This is a genomic window from Leifsonia sp. GW821-FHT13C05 (genome assembly GCF_058806515.1).
On the sequence record NZ_JBXAPT010000007.1, the window covers coordinates 208,896 to 229,357 of the forward strand.

General features: G+C 69.2%; 20 protein-coding genes. 8 read left to right on the top strand and 12 right to left on the bottom strand.

Translation table 11 applies throughout. From position 1 onward, the window contains the following. Window positions 1-22 precede the first annotated feature (22 nt). The 4 genes from AC1ROC_RS17710 to AC1ROC_RS17725 form a co-directional block, all read right to left on the bottom strand. Window positions 23-1,273, bottom strand: a complete 1,251-nt coding sequence (locus AC1ROC_RS17710) for a sugar ABC transporter permease (protein ID WP_085367617.1) — start codon at window positions 1,271-1,273, stop codon at window positions 23-25. Beyond that, complete coding sequence (locus AC1ROC_RS17715) at window positions 1,270-2,103, bottom strand: ATP-binding cassette domain-containing protein (RefSeq protein WP_085367618.1); 834 nt, start codon at window positions 2,101-2,103, stop codon at window positions 1,270-1,272. Before AC1ROC_RS17715 ends, AC1ROC_RS17710 begins: the two co-directional genes overlap by 4 nt. 144 nt (window positions 2,104-2,247) lie before the next feature. Continuing rightward, window positions 2,248-3,360 carry an ABC transporter substrate-binding protein gene (locus tag AC1ROC_RS17720; protein WP_493001739.1) on the bottom strand — a complete coding sequence of 371 codons (1,113 nt, stop codon included), beginning with the start codon at window positions 3,358-3,360 and terminating at the stop codon, window positions 2,248-2,250. Window positions 3,361-3,510: 150 nt separating this feature from the next. Next, entirely contained in the window at window positions 3,511-4,692 is a 1,182-nt protein-coding gene (locus tag AC1ROC_RS17725) for an ROK family transcriptional regulator (RefSeq protein ID WP_085367620.1), read from the bottom strand. Window positions 4,693-4,815: 123 nt separating this feature from the next. Here AC1ROC_RS17725 and AC1ROC_RS17730 point away from each other — a divergent pair, with 123 nt between their 5' ends. Further along, complete coding sequence (locus AC1ROC_RS17730; RefSeq protein ID WP_085367621.1) at window positions 4,816-5,202, top strand: hypothetical protein; 387 nt, start codon at window positions 4,816-4,818, stop codon at window positions 5,200-5,202. Window positions 5,203-5,232: 30 nt separating this feature from the next. On the opposite strand, the gene AC1ROC_RS17735 is transcribed toward AC1ROC_RS17730, so the two are convergent. Then, window positions 5,233-5,613 (bottom strand): DUF1304 domain-containing protein, encoded by a 381-nt coding sequence (locus tag AC1ROC_RS17735; protein ID WP_085367675.1) that lies wholly within the window; start codon window positions 5,611-5,613, stop codon window positions 5,233-5,235. Between the two features lie 24 nt (window positions 5,614-5,637). Here AC1ROC_RS17735 and AC1ROC_RS17740 point away from each other — a divergent pair, with 24 nt between their 5' ends. Then, a complete protein-coding gene (locus AC1ROC_RS17740) occupies window positions 5,638-6,858 on the top strand; it encodes an FAD-dependent oxidoreductase (RefSeq protein WP_493001740.1) in 1,221 nt (406 codons plus the stop codon). A 32-nt stretch (window positions 6,859-6,890) separates the two neighbouring features. Here AC1ROC_RS17740 and AC1ROC_RS17745 read toward each other — a convergent pair whose 3' ends face one another. The 3 genes from AC1ROC_RS17745 to AC1ROC_RS17755 form a co-directional block, all read right to left on the bottom strand. Beyond that, a complete protein-coding gene (locus tag AC1ROC_RS17745) occupies window positions 6,891-7,271 on the bottom strand; it encodes a DUF1304 domain-containing protein (RefSeq protein WP_493001741.1) in 381 nt (126 codons plus the stop codon). Window positions 7,272-7,320: 49 nt separating this feature from the next. Continuing rightward, window positions 7,321-8,343 (bottom strand): acrylyl-CoA reductase (NADPH), encoded by a 1,023-nt coding sequence (gene acuI / locus AC1ROC_RS17750; protein ID WP_493001742.1) that lies wholly within the window; start codon window positions 8,341-8,343, stop codon window positions 7,321-7,323. Between the two features lie 106 nt (window positions 8,344-8,449). Continuing rightward, window positions 8,450-9,226: an isocitrate lyase/PEP mutase family protein gene (locus AC1ROC_RS17755; RefSeq protein WP_493001743.1), complete on the bottom strand. Its 777-nt coding sequence runs from the start codon at window positions 9,224-9,226 to the stop codon at window positions 8,450-8,452. A gap of 45 nt (window positions 9,227-9,271) precedes the next feature. On the opposite strand from AC1ROC_RS17755, the gene AC1ROC_RS17760 reads away from it, so the two are divergent. Next, the gene (locus tag AC1ROC_RS17760; RefSeq protein ID WP_493001744.1) at window positions 9,272-10,660 is read left to right on the top strand and encodes an LssY C-terminal domain-containing protein; all 1,389 of its coding nucleotides are present in this window, start codon (window positions 9,272-9,274) and stop codon (window positions 10,658-10,660) included. 6 nt (window positions 10,661-10,666) lie between these two features. Here the strand turns inward: AC1ROC_RS17760 and AC1ROC_RS17765 are convergent, their stop codons facing one another. Continuing rightward, window positions 10,667-12,247, bottom strand: coding sequence for a Na+/H+ antiporter (locus AC1ROC_RS17765; RefSeq protein WP_247597241.1), 1,581 nt, complete (start codon window positions 12,245-12,247; stop codon window positions 10,667-10,669). A gap of 69 nt (window positions 12,248-12,316) precedes the next feature. Next, complete coding sequence (gene trhO, locus AC1ROC_RS17770; RefSeq protein WP_493001745.1) at window positions 12,317-13,225, bottom strand: oxygen-dependent tRNA uridine(34) hydroxylase TrhO; 909 nt, start codon at window positions 13,223-13,225, stop codon at window positions 12,317-12,319. Between the two features lie 106 nt (window positions 13,226-13,331). Here trhO and AC1ROC_RS17775 point away from each other — a divergent pair, with 106 nt between their 5' ends. Together AC1ROC_RS17775 and AC1ROC_RS17780 are read left to right on the top strand one after the other, a co-directional pair. Beyond that, entirely contained in the window at window positions 13,332-14,162 is an 831-nt protein-coding gene (locus AC1ROC_RS17775) for a polyprenol monophosphomannose synthase (RefSeq protein WP_493001746.1), read from the top strand. A gap of 19 nt (window positions 14,163-14,181) precedes the next feature. After that, window positions 14,182-14,715: a YbhB/YbcL family Raf kinase inhibitor-like protein gene (locus tag AC1ROC_RS17780; RefSeq protein WP_085367630.1), complete on the top strand. Its 534-nt coding sequence runs from the start codon at window positions 14,182-14,184 to the stop codon at window positions 14,713-14,715. Window positions 14,716-14,748: 33 nt separating this feature from the next. On the opposite strand, the gene AC1ROC_RS17785 is transcribed toward AC1ROC_RS17780, so the two are convergent. Beyond that, window positions 14,749-15,387 (bottom strand): LysE family translocator, encoded by a 639-nt coding sequence (locus AC1ROC_RS17785; protein WP_168688359.1) that lies wholly within the window; start codon window positions 15,385-15,387, stop codon window positions 14,749-14,751. 36 nt (window positions 15,388-15,423) lie between these two features. Here AC1ROC_RS17785 and AC1ROC_RS17790 point away from each other — a divergent pair, with 36 nt between their 5' ends. The 3 genes from AC1ROC_RS17790 to AC1ROC_RS17800 are packed head-to-tail and all read left to right on the top strand — an operon-like array spanning window position 15,424 to window position 19,052. Then, entirely contained in the window at window positions 15,424-16,989 is a 1,566-nt protein-coding gene (locus AC1ROC_RS17790; protein ID WP_493001747.1) for an MmgE/PrpD family protein, read from the top strand. Further along, on the top strand, window positions 16,989-17,888 hold the full coding sequence (prpB, locus tag AC1ROC_RS17795; protein ID WP_085367633.1) for a methylisocitrate lyase: 900 nt from the start codon (window positions 16,989-16,991) through the stop codon (window positions 17,886-17,888). The genes AC1ROC_RS17790 and prpB overlap by 1 nt, the downstream gene beginning before the upstream one ends. 33 nt (window positions 17,889-17,921) lie before the next feature. Further along, window positions 17,922-19,052 (top strand): bifunctional 2-methylcitrate synthase/citrate synthase, encoded by a 1,131-nt coding sequence (locus tag AC1ROC_RS17800; protein ID WP_493001748.1) that lies wholly within the window; start codon window positions 17,922-17,924, stop codon window positions 19,050-19,052. Window positions 19,053-19,156: 104 nt separating this feature from the next. On the opposite strand, the gene AC1ROC_RS17805 is transcribed toward AC1ROC_RS17800, so the two are convergent. Further along, window positions 19,157-20,344 (bottom strand): acetyl-CoA C-acetyltransferase, encoded by a 1,188-nt coding sequence (locus AC1ROC_RS17805; RefSeq protein WP_493001749.1) that lies wholly within the window; start codon window positions 20,342-20,344, stop codon window positions 19,157-19,159. Window positions 20,345-20,462 lie beyond the last annotated feature (118 nt).

Genomic DNA, 20,462 nt, shown 5'->3' on the forward strand with positions numbered 1-20,462 from the left:
TCGCCGCCGCGCGCGGCCGGAGTTACGCCTGCCCGTGCGACGCGCGGGAGCGGCGGGACAGCGAGTCGATGATGACCGCGAGCAGCAGCACGGCGCCGGTGATCATGAAGCGGATCGACGAGTCGAGGTTGAGCAGCGTCAGGCCGCTGGAGATCGACTGGATGACCAGGATGCCCAGCAGGGCCGACCAGGCGCTTCCGCGTCCGCCGAAGAGGCTCGTTCCACCGATGACGGCAGCGGCGATCGCGTTCAGGTTGGTGTCCGTCCCGCCGCTGGCCGCGCTCACCGATGCGAGCCTGGCCGCAGCGAGCAGGCCGCCGACCGCCGCGAACGTCGAACACAGGATGAACACCGAGATGTAGACCCGGTTGACCTTGATACCGGCGCGACGCGCGGCCTCGACGGAGCCGCCGACGGCGAACACCGACCGGCCCCAGCGGGTGCGGGTGAGGAAGAAGTTCATCACGACGACCAGGATCACGAACAGCAGGAACATCGCGCCCGTGCCGCGGTCGGTCGAGAGGTACCAGACGCTCACTCCGAGGGCCAGCAGCAGGAGCACCGACTTCACCAGCATCACCGTCATCGACCCCTGCGAGAGGCCGGCCTTGCGGCGGCGCTCCGACCGGCGCCAATCGGAGAGGAACATCGCGACCGCGGCGATCACGGCCAGCGCATACGCGGCCCACGGCGGGAGGAAGGTCTGCTGCGCGAACTGCACGATCCACGAGTCGAACGGGATGTTGATCGAGCTGTTCGGGCCGAGCACCCACAGCTGCAGCCCGAGGAAGCCGAGCAGGCCGGCGAGGGTGATGACGAACGACGGCACCCCGAACCGGGTGAACAGCAACCCGTACAGGTAGCCGACGGCGACACCGGCGATGATCGCGGCGATCACCGCGACGATGAGCGGCCAGTGCAGCTGCGTGAGGCCGACGCCCATGATCGCGGCGGCCAGACCGCTGACCGACCCGACCGACAGGTCGATCTGGCCGAGCAGCAGCACGAGCACGATGCCGATCGAGATCGTGCCGACCGCGGCGCACTGCAGCGTGAGGTTGACGAGGTTGTTCGCCGACAGGAAGTTCGGGTTGAGGATCTGGAACACGGCCCAGATCACCACGAGGCCGACCACCACGGGCAGCGAGCCCAGGTCGCCACCGCGCACGCGCATCCCGAACGACTTGACGGCGCCGCTGAGTCCTTCGGAGCGAATCAGGCGTTCGTCCTGGAGGTCGGCGGCGACCTCCGCGGGCGTCTCGGTCTTGGTCATGCGTCCGCACTCCGTTCGGTGAGCTGCTCTACTTCTTCGCTGAGGCGCTCGGCCCTGCGCGTGACGACGTTGTCGGTCGCGCCGGTGATGGCCGAGATGATCTCCTCGTAGCTGACGTCCGGCACGCGGAACGTGCCGTTGTTGCGGCCGAGGCGCAGCACGGCGACCCGGTCGGCGACGGCCTGCACGTCGGCCATGTTGTGGCTGATGAGCACCACGCCGAGGCCGCGCTCGCGCAGGCGCTCGATCAGGTTGAGCACCTCGGCGGTCTGCGCGACGCCGAGGGCGGCGGTCGGCTCGTCGAGGATGACGACGCGCGGCTCGCCGATCAGCGAGCGGGCGATGGCCACGGTCTGGCGCTGGCCTCCGGAGAGCGACGCCACGGCGATCCGCACCGACGGGATGCGCGCGGAGAGCTGACGGAGCAGGCTCCACGACCGCTTCTCCATCTCCTCCTCGTCGAGCGTGCCCCTGGCGATCTCGCGTCCGAGGAAGAGGTTGGAGACCACGTCCAGGTTGTCGCAGAGCGCGAGGTCCTGGAACACGGTCGCGATGCCGAGCTCGCGGGACGCGGACGGCGACGGGATGCTCACCCTGTCGCCGTCGAACGTCACCGTTCCCGCATCCTGCGGGTGGACGCCCGCCAGGATCTTGACGAGGGTCGACTTGCCTGCGCCGTTGTCGCCGACGATGGCGACCACCTCTCCCGGGTAGACATCGAGGTCGATGTCGGTGAGGGCCTGGACGGCGCCGAAACCCTTCGAGATCCCTCGGAGGGAGAGGACGGGCTGGCGCGTCGACCGTTCGGGTTCTGCGACGGCGGATTCCATCGTCACGGTGTTCTCCTTTGGACTGAAAGGGCGGAGCGGGTGGTGCTCGGTGCTGGCAATGCGGGTATTGCGCGGTTCCAGGGTAGGCCGGAATCGGCCCGGCCGGGGGTGCGCTTCCGCATCCCCGGCCGGGTCTTCGATGGGCTACTTGATGCCGTACTTGTCGCAGTCGGCCTTGTAGTCTGCGGTGCAGATCTTGGCGGCGGAGTCGGAACCGTAGAACTCGTCCTTGACGACCGTGCTCTCGATGTTGTCCGTCGTCACGGCGACCGGGGTCAGCAGGAACGACTGGATGGCAGCGCCACCCGCCGTGTTGACCGTCGTGTCACCCTTCGGCTTCTTGCCGTTGGCCAGGTCGACGGCCAGCTCTGCCGCCTTCTCCGCCTCGGGCTTGAGCGCCTTGTAGACCGTCATGTACTGGTCGCCGGCAAGGATGCGCTGGATGCCCGCGAGCTCGGCGTCCTGTCCGGTGACCGGCGGGATCGGGCTGACGTTGGCGGCCTTCAGCGAGGCGATCGCGCCGCCGCCGGTTCCGTCGTTCGCCGCGTAGATGCCCTTGATCTGGCTACCGAACTGCGTGATCTGGCCTGCCACCCAGTCCTGGGCCTTCGCGGGGTCCCATCCTGGTGTGTCGAACTCGGCGAGCACCTTGTATCCGCTCGAGTCGATCACGCTGTGCGCGCCCTTCTTGAACAGGGTCGCGTTGTTGTCCGTCGGCGAGCCGTTGACCATCAGGATGCCGGCGCCGGAGGCGACGTTGTCCTTCTTGAGCTTGTCGACGAGCGCCGTGGCCTGCAGCTGCCCGACCTTCTCGTTGTCGAACGAGATGTAGTAGTTGCTGTCCGGGCTGTTGATCAGGCGGTCGTAGGAGATGACCGGGACGTTCTTGGCTTTGGCCTCTCCGACGATGGATGCGGCGGCCTCGCCGTCGAACGGGTCGAGGACGAGGACCTTGACGCCCTGGGTCAGCATCGACTCCGCCTGCTGCTGCTGCTTGCTGGCGTCGCCGTCTGCGTTGGAGTAGAGGACCTTGCAGTCGGGGCAGAGGTCTTTGATCTTGGCTTCGAAGAACGGCTTGTCTGCCGATTCGTACCTGGCGGTGACGGAGTCGGGGAGGAGGAGGCCGATCTGGGCGCTGCTGGCACCGGCGGTGGAGCTGGATCCGCTTCCCGACCCGTTGGAACAGGCTGTGAGTGTTGCGGCTGTGAGCAGGATCGCGGCCGACGCGATGACCGCTCTCGTGGTGGCGATCTTCATTGAAAAACCTCCGATTCGAGACCGCCATCGTTGGCGGCTGGGTTGAGTGTTGCAGGTGGTGAGGTTGTCGTCAAGAGTTGAAGCCAACGGATTCGATAACGAATAGACACGCATTCAGGGGGTGTGGCACCGCAGGTGTTGCGCGCCGGGTCAGGCGGGCGAGTCGATCGGCGTGATGTTCACGCAGTCCACGGCATATGCGACCGCGCCGAGCGTCGCCGCACGCGTCCCGAGCTGCCCCTGGACGATGTCGGGCATGAGGTCTTCGTTGACGATGATCGACCGCTCGACGGCGTGCCGCATCGGCCCGAGCAGCAGCTCGCCCGCCCTGGCCAGCTCGCCGCCGACGACCACCCGCTCCGGGTCGATCAGGTTGCACAGGTTCGCCGTCGCGATACCGATGTGCTTGCCCGCGTCGGCGATGGCCCTGATGCACCGTGCATCCCCGGCCATCGCCTGGATGACAACATCGCCCAGTTTCAGACTGCCCAGGTGGTCGCGCAGCTCGTCGAGGATCGCCGGACCGCCCGCGATGGCTTCGAGGCAGCCGCGGTTGCCGCACCGGCAGAGCGGGCCGTTCTCCCGGATGGTGGTGTGCCCGAACTCGCCGGCCACGCCGTGGAACCCGCGGTAGACCTGCCCGTTGAGGATGAGCCCTGCGCCGATCCCGTCCCCGAGTTCGAGCGTGATCGTGTTGCGCTTTCCGCGCCCTGCGCCGAGCCTGGACTCCGCCAGGGCGGTCAGATTCGCGGCGTTGTCGATGAACACCGGGCGCTTCAACCTGCGCTCCATCACCTCGGCGACGTCCACGCCGTCCCAGCCGCGCATGATGCCGCTGCGGGCGATGGTGCCGCTCGCCCTGTCCAGCGGGGCGGGGAGCGCGATGCCGACGGCGAGCACCTCGTCGCGGCCCGCATCCACGGATTCGAGCATGTCGGTGAGCAGCAGCGAGACCTTGTCGAGCTCGTTGTCCGCCCTGTGGTCTTTGGCGAGCGGCATGTGGTTCTCGGCGACCACCGTGTGCGCGACGTCCGCGAGCGCGATCCGCATGTGCCTGGTGGAGAAGTGCACGCCGACCACGAGCCCGAGTGCGTGCGCCAGCGTGACGTGCTGGGCGCGCCTGCCGCTCCGGATGCTCTGAGCGGTATGCAGGACGCCGGAGGTCGACAGCTCCTTCACGATGTTGGACACCGTGGCGGGGGAGAGGCCGGTGGCGCCGGCGAGCTCGACCTGCGTCAGGCCGCCGTGCTTCTTGATGGCGTCGACAATCCGCGCCCGGTTGGCTTCACGAAGTGAAGTCTGCGAACCCGGGGTTCGCCGCTGCGTTGCCACGATCAGCAGGATACATGCCCCGCGGTCGAGGGGGTGGGGAGTGTGGGAAACCGTCGGCCGAACGGTTATCTCTTTGTGAGGAACGGACCCGCACGACGCCGCCCTCGCTGGCAGGATAGAAGCATGGCCGACATGCACGTTCACCCGGACCGACTTGAGATCCACCTCACGCCGGCGGAGAAGGTGCTCGCTCTGAAGCGCGACGACCTCATCGTGCCGAGAGAGAGCATCCGGTCCGTGGCGATCACCGAGGACCCGTGGATCTGGATCCGCGGCATCCGCGCGCCGGGAGCCGCCGTGCCGTTGACGCTCTCCGTCGGAACCTGGAAGTTCCACGGCGGCAAGGACTTCCTGCTCATCAAGGGCAAGCAGCGCGCGGCCGTGGTGATCGACCTGGAGGGCGAGGAGTACTCGCGCATCATCGTCTCGACGCCGCACGCGACCAAGCTCATCGAGGCGCTCCGGGTGGATGCGGCCGGCACCCCGGCGCAGGGCGAGACCTCGCTGTAGCGGCTGCGCCACCCAGCCGCCGCCCGCGCGTCAGCCGAGGACCAGCAGCACCAGTCCCACCAGCGGCAGCGCGCCCTGCAGCAGCGCGGCGCGCAGGAACGCCCGCCCGGTCGTGATCAGCACCACCGCCGCGAGCACCATGCATACGGCGGAGAAGAACACGATCCCGAACCCCACATCCCGGAGCGTCGTCCAGTAGAGCACCAGCCCGACCGCCGCGCCCCCGGCGAGGAACAGGTTGTAGAACCCCTGGTTGTACGCCATCGCCCTGATCGTGTCCGCGTCGCGCTGGCTGGCCACCCCGAACCTGCGCCATACGCCGGGTGACGACCAGAACACGCTCTCCATCGCGAAGAACGCCAGGTGCACGACGGCGGCCGCGGCGATCAGGATGGAACCGATGATGGCCATGCGTGTGAGCATACGCTGGGGACTATGCACACTGTGGAGACTTCGTGCGTGATCGCAGGCGGCGGTCCCGCCGGCATGATGCTCGGCCTGATCCTGGCCAGGTCGGGGCTGGATGTGGTGGTGCTGGAGAAGCACGCCGACTTCTTCCGCGACTTCCGCGGCGACACCATCCACCCGTCGACCATCACCGTGCTCGGCGAGCTCGGGCTGCGCGACCGCTTCCTCGGGATGCCGCACACGAGCATCCGGACACTGGATGCGGTGGTCAACGGCACCAGGCTGCACCCGATCGACTTCGGGATGCTCCCACCGCCCGACGATTTCCTGGTCATGGCGCCGCAGTGGGATTTCCTCTCCTTCCTCGCGCAGGAGGCGGCGGCGTTCCCCGGCTTCCACCTGCTGATGCAGACCGACGCCGTCGGGCTCATCCAGGAGGGCGGTGCGGTGCGCGGCGTGACGGCGCACGGGCCGGACGGAGAGCTGGAGGTGCGCGCATCCCTGACGGTCGCCGCTGACGGCCGCGATTCGACGCTCCGGGATGCTGCCGGCCTGCGCCCTCGCCGGTTCGGCGTCCCGATCGACGTGCTCTGGTTCCGCGTTCCCAAGCCCGACCGCGTGCCGCCGAGCACGCTCGCGTACGTCGACCAGCACTCGATGGTGATCACGATCGACCGCGGTGACTACTTCCAGACCGGCGTGATCATCGAGAAGGGCGGCTTCGACACCCTGCGGGCGGCCGGGCTGCCGCACTTCCACCGGATGCTCGGCGAGGTCGCACCCGTGCTGGCGCCGGTGGTGGACGCGATCGCCTCGTGGGACGACGTCAAGCTCCTCTCGGTCCAGATCAACCGTCTCGACCGCTGGTTCCGCTCCGGTTTCCTCGCGATCGGCGACGCCGCCCACGCGATGTCGCCCGCGTTCGGCGTCGGCGTCAACTACGCGGTGCAGGATGCGGTTGCGACGGCCAACGCGGTCGCCGCGCCGCTGCGGTCCGGCCCGGTCGACCTGCGGGTGCTGGAGGCGGTGCAGCACCGCCGCCTGCCTCCCGTCGCCAGGATGCAGGGTCTCCAGCTCGCCGCGCACGAGTTCATCGCGCGCCCGGGAGGCGCTGCCCGCCTGCCCAACCCGCTGCCCGCTCCGCTCCGGGCGCTCCTCACCGCTGCGATGCCGGTGGCGCGCCGTGCGTCAGCGCGGATCGTCGGCCGCGGCTTCCTCCCGGAGCACATCGCGCCCGAGCTGCGCTGACGGCTGCTGACGGCTGCTGCTTGGCCCTGCCGTCAGGACAGCAGCATGAGGATGAATCCGATCAACGGAAGGATCCCCTGGATGAGCGCCGGACGGACGTACCCGCGCCCGGTGGTGATGAGCACGACGGACGCGGCGAACATGCTCGCGGTGCTGAACAGGATCAGCGCGAGCCCGGCATCGTGCATCCCGACCCCGAGCAGGATGAGCCCGACGATCGCCCCGATGGCGAGGAACAGGTTGTAGAACCCCTGGTTGTACGCCATCGGCCGCGTGGTGTCCGCGGCCTCCTGCGACGCCACCCCGAACCGCTTCCACACCGCCGGCCGCGTCCAGCCGACGCTCTCCATGACGAAGATGGCGATGTGCAGGGCTGCGGCAAGGGTGACGACCACGGTCGCGAGGACGATCATGCGGTCAGCATACGGCGACACCCCGCCCGCGGGCGGCAGGCGCGCACGGTCAGGCGCGCACCTCCACCACCGTCCGCCCGCGCAGCTTCCCGGCCAGCAGTTCCTCCGCAGCCGCGATCGTCTCGGCCAGCGGGATGAACGCCGTCATCGCCGCAAGCGATTCAGTGTCCAGGTCGACCGCCAGCCGACGCCACGCCGTCTCGCGCAGCGCGATGGGTGCCTCGACCGAGTTGATCCCGGCCAGGGTGACCCCGCGCAGGATGAACGGCATCACCGTCGCGGGCAGATCCGGACCTTGCGCCAGCCCGCACGCCGCCACCGTCCCGCCGTACGTCGTCTGCGCGAGCGCGTTCGCGAGCGTGTGGCTGCCGACGGCGTCCACCACCCCCGCCCAACGCTGACGCTGCAACGGCTTGCCCGGATCGCTGAGTTCCGCCCGGTCGATGATCGCCGTCGCGCCGAGGTCGGTCAGGTAGTCCGCCTGCTCCTCCGGCCGGCCCGTGGATGCGGTAACCGGGTAACCCAGTTTCGCCAACACCGCCACGGCCACCGACCCGACACCCCCGGCCGCTCCTGTCACCAGCACGCTCGACCCGGCATCCGCGACCGCCTGTGGATCCAGCCCGTTCCGTTCCAGCGCGAGCACCGACAGCATCGCGGTGAATCCAGCGGTCCCAACTGCCGCCGCCTGTGCGCCGCTCAGCACCTCCGGCACCCGCACCAGCGCATCCCCGCGCACGCGGGCCCGTTCCGCCAGCCCGCCGTGATGCGACTCGCCGATCCCGTCGCCGTTCAGCACCACCCGGTCCCCGGGAACCCACCGCTCATCTGCGGACTCCTCCACCACGCCCACCAGGTCGATCCCCGGAATCAGCGGCGACGTCCGAGCCACCCCCGGCCGCCCGGCGATGGCGAGCGCATCCTTGAAGTTGAGGTCGGAGTACTCGACGGCAATGGTCACATCCCCCGGCATCAGGAACGCATCTGTCACCCGCCGCACCTCGGCGGTATGCGCCACGATCCGCCCCGCCTCAGCCTCCTGCTCGATCACGATGGCCCGAAAGTCAGTCATGGCTTTCACCATACGCCGACCAGTGGATGCGCCACCCGGCCCGGCGCCGCCTGGACCGCCGCGCCTCGCCAGCTCACCACCGCGCCCGCCACGCGCCACACCACCCCTAGTTCAACACCCGCACCCCACCCGGCAGCGCCCCGCCCGCGTACAGCGCGCTCGCCGCATCCTGCAGCGCGGTCAACGCCAGCCGCTGCGTCCACGGACCGTACGACACCCGCGCCACGCCGAGCTCCTCCAGCCGCGCCGGCGCCACAGATCCCGGCACTCCGATCACGCTGAGCTTCCGCACCCCGAGCCCTCCCACGAGCAGTTCGATCACCGTCTCGTCGAGCAGCCCGGGCACGAACACGCAGGTCGCCCCTTCGTCGAGGAACGCGCGCCCGCGCTCGATCGCTTCGCGCGCCTTCTCCTCGGTGGGCCGCTGGTCGTCATGCAGGAACACGTCGGTGCGCGCGTTGAGCGCGAACGGCACTCCTTCCGCCTCCGCCCCGGCGATGGCCGCCCGCACGGCGGCGACCGCCTCCTCGAACGAGCGCGTCCCGTCTTCGAGGTTCGCTCCGACCGCCCCGACGCCGATCGCGCGCCGGATCGTCTCGCCCGGGTCGCCGTATCCCGCTTCGAGGTCGGCGCTGACCGGCAGATCGGTCGCATCCACTATCCGCCCGATGGCCGCGAGCATCAGGTCGAGCGGGATGCGCTCGCCGTCCTCGTAGCCGTGGGATGCGGCGATCGAGTGGCTCGCTGTCGCGATGGCGCGGGTGTCGGGGAGTGTGGCGATCGCGCGCGTGCTGATCGCATCCCACACGTTCACCACCTGAAGCAGCTCGGGGGCGTCGTGCAGGCGGCGCAGCTCGGCGCCGAGTTCGTTGTTCGCGTTCACGAAGTCACCATACGACCCCGCGCCCGGCGGCTCTAGGATGAGCGCATGGCCGAGACGGCGGTGACCAAGACCCGGTCGGCGACGGGCCGGCGCCGGTCGACCAACGTCGTCGTCGACAACCTCTTCTTCGTCTTCGGCGGCGCCGCCGTGGTCTGGCTGGCCTGGATCGTCCTCACCGAGAGTTTTTCGTGGGGCTGGTTCCTCGTCGCGTTCTTTGTGCTGTTCTGGGTGGTGGTCGCCTATCTGGTCTTGCCGCGCCTGCACCGCATCCTGACCTCGATCTACGTCCCGGACTACTTCATCGGCAGAGCGCGCACCAGTGACGGCCTGCTCGGCGACCCGATAAACCTGGCCGTCCTCGGCACCGAGGCCCAGCTGGACAAGGCGATGACGGAGGCCGGCTGGACCAGGGCGGACGACGTGACGTTGCGCACCAGCTGGCGGATCGTCGCATCCACTCTGTTGCGCCGCAGCTACGACGAGGCTCCCGTGAGCCCGCTGTTCTTGTTCGGCCATCAGCAGGATGTCGCCTACCAGCAGGAGGTCCGCGGCAACCCGTCGAAGCGCCACCATGTGCGCTTCTGGCGGTGCCCGGAGGGCTGGCTCCTCCCCGGCGGTCACAACGCGGACTGGCTGGCGGCCGGCACGTTCGACCGTTCCGTCGGCTTCTCGCTGTTCACGTTGCAGATCACCCACAAGATCGACGCGAACACCGACGTCGAGCGCGACCACATCGTCTCCACCCTGATGGATGCGCGGATCGGCGTCGACGTCGAGGTCATCGAGGACTTCTCCACCGGCTACCACTCCCGCAACGGCGGCGGCGACAGCATCGAGACCGACGGCAACCTCCCGGTGATCGACGTGCGTGCGGTCCCGGTGGATGCGGCTGCGATCGCGGTCGCGGACCAGGCGGATGCGAGACGCGCGGCGAGGGCGGAGGACCGGCCGATCCCCACGTCACTCGGCTTCCTGTTGATGCTGCTGCGAACGGTCGCGGGTGCGGTGTTCGTCGCGCTGACCGTGATCGACTGGCGCCAGTTCGTCCAGGCCCAGATGGACGACCCGGCGGCGGCGCTCACCGCCGACGAGAAGCCGATCGTGCAGCTCGTCCTCGTGGTGGTGATGGCCCTGTTCACAGTCGGCCTGCTCTTCTACCTGCTGTTGGCGATCCTGGTCTTCCGCGGCAGCAACTGGGCACGCATCGCCTCGATGTCCTACAGTTCGCTGCTGATCGTCATCTCCGCCATCGACTTCTTCAACGGCGGCCCCCAGGTCACCCTCCACAACAACGTCCTCGGCCTCCCGCTCGACATCCTGGTCGTCCTGGCCCTCTCCTCCCAGCGCTCCCGCCTCTGGGCCCGCCGCCCGCGTCCGCGCGGGTCGCGCGCATCGCGCACCGCCCGAGCCTCCAGCGCCCACCCCGCGACATAATCCCCCTTACATAAGCCCCTTCCGCGGCCCCGACGACTTCAACGCGGACTCCTCCGCATCCAGGAACGCCAGCACCGACCGCACCGCCAGCTCCTGATACCGCCCCTCGGCCCGCGCATCCAGCACCGCCTTCCGCTCGGCCTTGATCATCGACCGCCGCAGCTTCTGGTATTCCACCGGCACGTTCTCGTCTTCGTTCGGGGAGGGGTTCTCGAGCGCGTCGGAGAGGAAGACCGCATTGATCCGCAGCCGCTCCAGCACGCGTTCGTCTTCGTCGCCCGTCACCTGGGAGTCGAGGTGTTCCAGCCCGGCTGTCTGGGCCTCGGCGAGCAGCCGCTGCATCTCGCTCGCCTCCTGGGCGAAGTCGGGCGGCGGGAGCTTCAGCCGGCGGATGACCCAGGGGAGCGCGAGCCCTTCGAGCAGGGTTCCGACGACCACCACGAACGCGAGGAACTGCAGGAACTCCTTGTGCGGTGTCGCGTCCGGCAGCAGGAACACGGCGGCGAGCGTCACCACCCCGCGGATGCCGGCGAACGACACCGCGATCCCCGTCGGCCAGTTCCAGCCGCGCTCGCGCAGCCGTTTCGGGCCGTGGCGGTAGAGCGTCGTGGTCAGCACCATCCAGACGAACCGCGCCGCCGAGATCGCGAGCAGCACCACGATGCTGATCACCACCGTCTGGCCGACCGTGATCCCCGACCGGAATGCGCCGCTCAGGATGCTGGACAGTTCCAGCCCGATGAACAGGAACACCGCGTTCTCGAGCAGGAACTGGATCGTGCGCCAGTTGATCGACTCCGCGATGCGCGCCTCCGCCGTCTGGATGGTCGGCGACCGGTAGCCGAGGTACAGCCCAGACACGACCACCGCCAGGATGCCGGACCCGTGCAGGAACTGCGCCGGGATGAACGCCAGGTACGGAGTGATCAACCCCAGCGAGGTGTCCAGCACCGGAGCCCGCAGCTGCTTCCGGATGATCGCGAGCACCCAGCCGACCCCGAGCCCGACCGCCACCCCGACCACCACCGCAAGCGCGAAGTCTCCCGCGATCGCCCACGGGTTCACCACGCTCACGATCGCGGCGATGGTCGCGTTCAGCGCCACCAGGGCTGTCGCGTCGTTGAGCAGGCTCTCGCCTTCGAGCACGGTCACGAGTCGGCGGGGGAGGTGCAATCGCCCGGCGATCGCCGTCACCGCCACCGTGTCCGTCGGCGCCACCACCGCCCCGAACGCGAACGCGGCCGCCAGCGTGAGCGACGGCACCACCCACCAGGTGGCGAACCCCACCACGATCACCGTGAACACCACCAGCCCCACCGAGAGCAGCAGGATGCCGTCTCGCCTGGCCCGCACATCCACGAAGGACGTCTGGATGGACGCGGCGAACAGCAGCGGCGGAAGCAGCCCGAACAGCACGAGCTCCGGCTCGAGCTCGATATGCGGGACCCCGGGGATGAACGACACCACCGCCCCCACGACCACCAGCACCACCGGCGCCGACCACCCGACACGGCGCGACAAACCCGTGACGGTGACCGTGACGAGAACGAACGACACGATCCAGACAATGGTTGCGACCGGATCCATGCTGTTCATGATGGCCGCAACGCGCGCAGGGTGCCAATGGTTCCCGGGAGGCTGTGGAGAACTCGTCCGCTAGGAGCGAAGTGCAGGGATCGGGCCTCCGTGGGCCGCGCAGAACACCGCGTCCTCCGCCTCGCACACGACCAGCTGCTCGCGGCACGACGCGTCCGCGCAGTTCCGCATCCGCTCGGTCTCGGCGTCGCACACGACGCAGCGCCCGATCACGGCCGTGTGATCGCTGAACCGGACGGACTGCCGCTTGTCGAACACGTACAGCGAGCCCTCCCACAGCCCGTCGTCGCCGAACGTCTCGCCGTAGCGCACGACACCGCCGTCGAGCTGGTACACCTCGCCGAAGCCGCGCGACCGCATCAGTCCGGACAGCACCTCGCAGCGCACCCCGCCGGTGCAGTAGGTCACGACCGGCTTGCCCTTGAGGTGGTCGTACTTCCCGCTGTCCAGCTCGGCGACGAACTCCCGCGTCGTGGACACATCCGGCACCACGGCGTCCTTGAAGCGCCCGATCTCGGCCTCGAAGCGGTTGCGGCCGTCGAAGAACACCACGTCGTCCCGTGCCTCCACCAGCGCGTGCAGCCCGGCGGGGTCGAGCCGCTCGCCTCCGCCGACGACGCCGGATCCGTCCACCACCAGCTCGGCAGGCGCCCCGAAACTCACGATCTCGTCGCGCACCTTCACCGACAGCCGCGGGAAGTCGAGGCTCATCCCGTCGTCGTCGAACCCGGTCCCTTCGCTCCACTTCACGTCGAGGTCCTTGAACGCCGGGTAGTCCTTCGTCTTGCGCAGGTACTTCTTCAATGCGCCGAGCTCACCGCCGAGCGTCCCGTTCATCCCGTCGCCCGAGAGCAGGATGCGTCCGCGCAGGCCGAGCGATTCGCAGAGGTCGCGCTGCCACAACCGCACGGCGTCCGGGTCGGCGAGCGGCGTGAAGACGTAGTAGAGGAGGACTTTCGGCACGGGCACCGCACCATGCTAGGCCGCCCCGGCTGTGCGCTCTCTCAGCGACCCCGGCGCCGTTACCCAGGCGCTCGGTTTCCTTTCATTCACCAACATCGGCGATGCTTGTGGGGTGAGCACCCTGGTCATCATCCCGACCTACGACGAGCGGGAGAATGTCGAATCGATCGTCGGACGCGTCCGCGCGGCCACCCCCGACGTGGATGTGCTCGTGGTCGACGACAACTCCCCAGACGGAACGGGGGCGCTCGCCGACGCGCTCGCCGCGGCCGACCAGCGCATCCACGTGATGCACCGCGCCGGAAAAGAGGGCCTCGGCGCCGCATATCGCGACGGGATGCGCTGGGCTCTGGATGCGGGATACGACCGCATCGTCGAGATGGATGCGGACGGCTCGCACCGCCCGGAGGAACTGCACCGCCTGCTGGCCGCGATCCGCGAGCCGGGCACGAGGGAGATTGGCGCACCCGCAGCCGCGTCCGGCGCATCCACCAACGCACCCACCCCCACCCCCGGCGCCGACGTCGTCCTCGGCTCCCGCTGGGTCCCCGGCGGTGGCGTCGTCAACTGGCCGGCCCGCCGCCGCCTGCTCTCCCGCGGCGGCAGCACGTACTCGCGCATCGCCCTCGGCATCCCGGCCAAAGACGTCACGGGCGGCTACCGCGCCTTCACCGCCGAGGCGCTCCGCAGCATCCACTTCGCCGATGTGGAGAGCCAGGGGTACTGCTTCCAGATCGACATGCTCCGCCGCGCATACCGCGCCGGCCTCTCGGTCGCCGAGGTGCCGATCACGTTCGTGGAGCGTGAGCACGGCGCGTCCAAGATGAGCGGCGGCATCGTCCGCGAGGCCATGTGGCGCGTGACCGTCTGGGGTGTCTCCGGCCTCCCGCAGCGGTTCCGCCGCACCCGGGTTCCTGTTCCGGTCAAGACGCACGTCGGCTGACGGGTCTACCGTTTACTTCATGACCGTCAAAGATCCTCTGGAGCGTTTCGGCGCCGTCCCTCAGTTCACCGTCACCAGCGACGACGTCGCAGACGGCCGTCCGCTCGCGCAGGCGCAGTGGGGTGCAGGCGGTGGCGGCGGCGACATCTCGCCGCAGCTGTCGTGGTCCGGCTTCCCCGCGGAGACGAAGAGTTTCGCCGTCACCATCCACGACCCGGATGCGCCGACCGGCTCCGGCTTCTGGCACTGGGCCGTCTTCAACATCCCGGCCGACGTCACCTCGCTCGACGCGAACGCGGGTGCTGAAGGCGGCGCGAACCTCCCGCAGGGCGCGGCGATGCTCTCGAACGAGCTGCGCTCGAAGAGCTTCACCGGCGCAGGCCCGCCTCCCGGAACCGGCACGCACCACTACAACCTGATCGTGCACGCCCTCGACGTCGACCACCTCGACCTCGACCCGGAGTCGACCCCTGCCGTCCTCGGCTTCAACGCGCACTTCCACACGCTGGCCCGCGCCGTCGTCACCCCGGTCGCGACCGCCGGAGACATCTAGCACGACGCGGCAGGCAGAACGCTGCCAGCACCCTCAGTGCTTGTTCCCCGTCAGCGCCAGCACCCCGCCGAGCCCGATCATCATCACGCCCCCGGCGGCCCCCAGCCGCTCGACGCGTTTCGGCGACCGCCCGAACCAGTTTCGGGCGGTCCCGGCCGCGAGCGCCCACACGCTGTCGCAGGCCAGGGCGAGCACCAGGAACACCGTGCCCAGCTCGAACATCTGCAGCGGGATGCTCCCCGCCCGGTAGTCGACGAACTGCGGGAGCACAGCCACGAAGAACACCAGCGTCTTCGGGTTGGTCAGCCCGACCACGAACCCTTCCGACAGGATGCGCACCCGCGAGCGCGCGGGCGGCGTCGCCTCGTGCGTCACCGCCGTGTGCCTCCGGTGCCTGATCGCCTGAATACCGAGATACACGAGGTACGCCGCTCCCGCGAACTTGATGATCGTGAACACCACCACGGATTGCGCGACGACCGCCCCGATCCCGAGGGAGACGGCGATCACCAGGGGCAGCATCCCGAGCGCGTTGCCGAGCACGCTCAGCAGGCCGCCGACCCGTCCGAGCGACAGCGACCGGCCGATCACGAAGAGCACGCTCGGCCCCGGGATCACGATCAAGGCGATGGATGCGATCGCGAACGCCAGCAGCGATGGGCCAGGAACCATGCGCACAGCGTAGCCGCCCCGAGGTAGGTTCGATACGTGAAGCTCCACAACGTTCGTGTGCACAGAAGCGAAGAGAATCTCGCCCGTCAGGATCAGCTCGCGTGGCAGATCGCCGAGGTCGCGGCCGACCCCGTCGAGGTCACCAAGGAGGTGACCGAGATGGTGATCAACCGCGTCATCGACAACGCCGCCGTCGCGGCGGCGTCTCTCACCAGGCGCCCGGTGGTGTCCGCGCGGTCGCAGGCTCTTGCGCATCCACTGCCGACGGCGCAGTTGGAGGAGCTCACCGACGAACGTCGGCAGGACGGCTCGACCGTGTTCGGCGAGCCGGCTGCCACCCGCGTCAGCCCGGAGTGGGCCGCGTGGGCGAACGGGGTCGCCGTGCGCGAGCTCGACTACCACGACACCTTCCTGGCCGCCGAGTACTCGCATCCCGGCGACAACATCCCGCCGATCACCGCCGTCGCCCAGCACGCCGGTCGCGCGTTCGGGCTGTCCGGGCGCGACCTGGTCCGCGGCATCGCGACCGGGTACGAGATCCAGATCGACCTCGCGAAGGCGATCAGTCTGCACGCGCACAAGATCGACCACGTCGCCCACCTCGGCCCGTCCGCCGCCGCCGGCATCGGCACACTTCTCGGCCTGCCGAAGGAGGTCATCTTCCAGGCCATCGGCCAGGCGCTGCACACCACCACCGCCACGCGGCAGTCGCGCAAGGGGGAGATCTCCAGCTGGAAGGCGCACGCACCGGCCTTCGCGGGCAAGATGGCCGTCGAGGCGATCGACAGGGCGATGCGCGGCGAGACCAGCCCCACCCCGATCTACGAGGGGGAGGACGGCGTCATCGCCTGGCTGCTCGATGGTCCGGATGCGCGTTACGAGGTTCCGCTGCCCGAGCGCGGCGAGGCCAAGCGCGCCATCCTCGACTCGTACACGAAGGAGCATTCGGCCGAGTATCAGGCGCAGGCGTGGATCGACCTCGCCCGCAAGCTGCACCGCGAGCATCCGGAGGCCGCAGACCCGTCGCGGGTGGAGAGCATCGTCATCCACACCTCGCACCACACGCATTTCGTGATCGGTTCCGGCGCGAACGACCCGCAGAAGTACGACCCCACCGCCTCGCGCGAGACGCTGGACCACTCCATCCCGTACATCTTCACCGTCGCCCTGCAGGACGGCGGCTGGCACCACGTCGACTCCTACCTTCCTTCGCGCGCCCAGCGCCCGGAGACGGTGGAGCTGTGGGGCAAGGTCACCACCACGGAAGACCCGGAGTGGACGCGCCGCTACCACTCCATCGACCCCGCCGAGAAGGCGTTCGGAGGCCGGGTGGAGATCCGCATGGCCGACGGCAGCGTCATCACCGACGAGATCGCCGTCGCGGACGCGCATCCACTGGGCGCCCGCCCGTTCGAGCGCGCCGACTACATCGCCAAGTTCCGGATGCTCGCCGCCGACGTCCTCGAGGAGGCCGAGATCGAGCGCTTCCTCGGCGTCGCAGAACGCCTCCCGTCTCTCACCGCCGACGAGCTCGGCGGCCTCACCATCACGGCCAAGCCGGGCCTGCTCGCGAGCATCCCCGCCCCGAAGGGACTCTTCTGATGCTGTACTCCTCCGTCCCGGCGCACGAGAAGCGCGCCGCTTTCCGCGCCAGGCTCGCGTCCGGCGAACTGGTCAGGATGCCCGGCGCGTTCAACCCGCTCAGCGCCCGGCTGATCGAGCGCAAGGGCTTCGAGGGCGTCTACATCTCCGGCGCGGTGCTCAGCGCGGAGCTCGGCCTGCCGGACATCGGCCTCACAACACTCACCGAGGTGGCGGGTCGCTCCGCCCAGATCGCCAGGATGACCGACCTCCCCGCGCTGGTCGACGCCGACACCGGCTTCGGCGAGCCGATGAACGTCGCGCGCACGGTGCAGACCCTCGAGGACGCCGGTGTCGCAGGGCTGCACATCGAGGATCAGGTGAACCCCAAGCGCTGCGGCCACCTCGACGGCAAGCAGGTCGTCGACGAGAACACCGCGCTCAAGCGCATCCGGGCCGCCGCCGACGCCCGCCGCGACCCCAACCTGCTCATCATGGCGCGCACCGACATCCGCGCCGTCGACGGGCTGGATGCGGCGATCGACCGTGCGAAGGCCCTCGTGGATGCGGGTGCAGACGCGATCTTCCCCGAGGCGATGCGCGACCTCGGCGAGTTCGAGGCCGTCCGCAACGCCATCGACGTTCCGATGCTCGCCAACATGACCGAGTTCGGCAAGAGCGACCTGTTCACGGTCGACCAGCTGCGCGACGTCGGCGTGAACATCGTGATCTGGCCGGTCTCGCTGCTCCGTCTGGCGATGGGCGCAGCAGAGCGCGGCCTCGACCAGCTGCTCGACACCGGCACGCTGGAGCCCAAACTCGGCGAAATGCAGCATCGCGCCGACCTCTACGAACTGATTGACTACGAGGGCTACAACGCGTTCGACACGTCCGTGTTCAATTTCGAGGTCAAGCGCTAAAAGCGCCGGACCCGCCGCAGCGAAGGAGCAGCAATGACCGACCCCGAGATCCACAAGGGCCTCGCCGGTGTCGTGGTCGACACCACCGCCATTTCGAGCGTCAACCCCGAGACGAATTCGCTGCTCTACCGGGGATATCCCGTGCAGGAGCTCGCCGCGAACTGCTCGTTCGAGGAGGTCGCCTTCCTGCTCTGGCACGGCGAACTGCCGACGGATGCCGAGCTGGCCGAGTTCGCAACGCTCGAACGCTCGCTGCGCGCGCTGGACGAGCGCACCAAGCGCGCCATCGACGACATCCCGGTCGCTGCCCACCCGATGGATGTGGTGCGCACGGCGGTCAGCCACCTCGGCAGCCTCGACGACACTCTCGGCCAGACGGACGGCATCCTCGACCCCGACCTGAACCTCGGCCGCGCCGTCTACCTGCTGGCGCAGCTGCCGACCATCGTCGCGTACGACCAGCGCCGCCGCCGCGGCCTCGAACCGGTCGAGCCGCGCGACGACCTCGACTATTCGAGCAACTTCCTCTGGATGACGTTCGGCGAGGTGCCGGACGACGTGGTGGTGGATGCGTTCCGCGTCTCGCTGGTGCTGTACGCGGAGCACTCGTTCAACGCGTCGACGTTCACCGCCCGCGTTGTCGCCTCCACGCTCTCCGACGTGTACTCGGCGCTCACCGCGGCGGTCGGCGCCCTCAAGGGCCCGTTGCACGGTGGAGCGAACGAGGCCGTCATGCACGCCTTCGACGAGATCGAGGTCGCGGAGCGCGCGGAGGCGTGGCTCGACGAGTCGCTCGCCGCCAAGCGCAAGATCATGGGCTTCGGGCACCGGGTGTACAAGAACGGGGACTCCCGCGTTCCCACCATGAAGGCCGCGCTGGAGAAGCTGGCGGAGCATTACGACCGCGCAGACATGCTCGACCTCTACAACGCCCTCGAGAAGGCGATGAACGACCGCAAGAACATCAAGCCGAACCTCGACTACCCGTCCGGCCCGGCCTACAACCTGATGGGCTTCGACACCGCCACGTTCACGCCGCTCTTCGCGGCCGCCCGCGTCACCGGCTGGACCGCGCACGTCTTCGAGCAGTACGCCTCCAACTCGCTCATCCGCCCGCTCTCCCTCTACAACGGGGCCGAGGAGCGCCACCTCCCGAACGGCTAGCTCTCCGTTCACGCGGAGAATCCGCCCCTCACGTCCGGATTCTCCGCTCAAGCGGACTTCCGCGCGGCGTGTCCGCCCACTTCTCCGCAGTTACGCGCGCCCGCTCAGCGCCACAGCAGCAGTGCTTCGCCCTGCCCGCCGCCTCCGCACAGCGCCACGGCCGCCTTGCCGCTGCCGCGCCGCGCCAGTTCGTGTGCCGCCGTCCCGGCCAACCGGGCTCCGGATGCGCCGATCGGGTGCCCGAGGGCGATCGCGCCGCCGTGGATGTTGACGCGTTCCGCATCCAGTGCCAGATCGGTCATCGACTGCAGCGACACGGCGGCGAACGCCTCGTTGATCTCCACGAAGTCCAGGTCTCCGACGCTCCACCCCGCGCGCCCGAGCGCTGCGGAGATGGCGTTCGACGGCTGCGAGTGCAGCGAGTTGTCCGGCCCGGCGACCTGCCCGGACGCCCCCACCACCGCGAGCCACTCCAGCCCGAGCCGCTCCGCGTTCTCCCGGCTGGTCAGCACCAGTGCCGCCGCCCCGTCGCTCAGCGGCGACGAGTTCCCGGCGGTCAGCGTCCCGCCGTCCGCGAAGCTCGGCCGCAACCCGGCGAGGGTCTCGGCGGTCGAATCCGGGCGGACTCCCTCGTCCGCGCTGACGACGACGGGGTCGCCCTTCCGCTGCGGGATGCTCACCGGCGCGATCTCGTCCGCGAACACTCCGGATGCTGCCGCAGCCCCCGCGCGCTGGTGGGAGGCCGCCGCGAACGCATCCTGAGCTTCCCTGGTCAACCCGAGCTGGGACGTGTACCCCTCCGTGGATGCGCCCATCGAGATCCCGTCGAACGCATCGGTCAGCCCGTCGTGCGCAGCGGAGTCGAGCGCGTTGATCGACCCGTATGTCCAGCCCTTCCTGGATCCGGGGAGCACGTGAGGAGCGTTGGTCATCGACTCCTGCCCTCCGGCGACCACCACGGTCGCCTCGCCGGCACGGATCAGCCGCGCGGCGTCGATCACCGCGGCGAGCCCGGAGAGGCACACCTTGTTGATCGTGACCGCCGGCACGTTCCAGCCGATCCCGGCGGCGATGGCCGTCTGTCTCGCCGGGTTCTGGCCGGCGCCCGCCTGCAGCACCTGCCCGAAGATCACGGCGTCCACAGCGTCGGCGCCGACGCCGGACTGCTCGATCGCCTTCCTCAGCGCGACCGCCCCCAGCTGCACGGCGGTCTGCGAGGCCAGAGCCCCGAGGATCTTGCCCTGCGGTGTGCGGGCTGCTGACAGGATGACGACGTCCTGAGGACTGGTCATGGCGACTCCTTCGTTGCCTTCGTTGCCGTGGTGCGGCTTCTCTGCTCTGGTTCGGCTTGTGGCCGGGCTCCCTCCCATTCTCACACCGCCGCGCCGACGCGTGCGCGGCGCTTCATCC